Below are 970 nucleotides of genomic sequence, written 5' to 3'. Positions count from 1 at the left end.
TAGAAAGCCGCTTTTTGCCTTACGGCATAAAAGCGGCTTTGTCTACAATCTGAAATCTCTAACCTATATGGGTTAGAGATTTTTTTGCAATTGTTTTCCTTTTGAGCAGGAAAAACACAATATATGGCGTATATTTACTAATGCATATACAATATATAGTATTGCTCTTTGCAAAGCTATAAATTATTATAGCATATTTTATGGAGTAATCAAGGAGTGGATAAGTTTGCGCTGTCCATTTTGCGGAGTAACTGATAGCAAAGTTATTGATTCAAGATCTATTGATGAAGGAAATTCTATTCGCCGACGAAGAGAGTGCACAGCTTGCGTTCGCCGGTTTACTACTTATGAAGTGGTGGAAGAAATACCTTTGATGGTTATCAAAAAAGATGGCCGTCGAGAACGATTTGACCGGAGTAAGCTATTAAACGGACTATTGAGAGCGTGCGAAAAACGCCCAGTACCTATTGAGGTCATTGAGACAACGGTTAACAAGGTAGAAAAGAGCCTTTATAGTCAGGCTGTGCAGGAAGTATCTACCCGCCAAATTGGTGAGTCGGTAATGCAGTATCTCAAAGAGATTGATCAGGTGGCCTATGTACGGTTTGCTTCCGTATACCGCCAATTTGCTGATATTAATAACTTTGTACAAGAACTTGAACTCCTAATGAATCACAACAGAAAGAGTAAATCAAATATGGGGGAAAAGTCATCATGTTTATGAAAATAAGAAAACGGGACGGACGGGAAGCCGCCTTTGATGAAAACAAAATAACAGAAGCTATTTATAAAGCAGCCAAGGCTGTAGGCGGAGCTGACCGGCAAATGGCTTTGGAGCTCACACTTGAGGTATTAAAATATTTAAAACAGAAACATAATGGTGGCGTATTTGATGTAGAAGAAGTTCAGGATGCTGTCGAAAAGATTCTGATTGAAACAGGTCATGCCAAGACAGCTAAGGCCTATATTT

At 39.1% G+C, this 970-nt stretch carries 2 protein-coding genes; both read left to right on the top strand.

The features are described from left to right. Positions 1–226 precede the first annotated feature (226 nt). Positions 227–724: a transcriptional regulator NrdR gene (gene nrdR / locus AC29Z1_RS05090; RefSeq protein ID WP_488270373.1), complete on the top strand. Its 498-nt coding sequence runs from the start codon at positions 227–229 to the stop codon at positions 722–724. Next, positions 721–970: ATP cone domain-containing protein (locus tag AC29Z1_RS05085; RefSeq protein ID WP_488270372.1), on the top strand; the 250-nt coding region annotated here is incomplete at its 3' end. The genes nrdR and AC29Z1_RS05085, both read left to right, overlap by 4 nt.

The organism is Sporomusa sp., assembly GCF_057736855.1.
The sequence above is the reverse complement of the archived record's forward strand: the minus strand, read 5'-3'. Positions and strand labels throughout refer to the sequence as shown.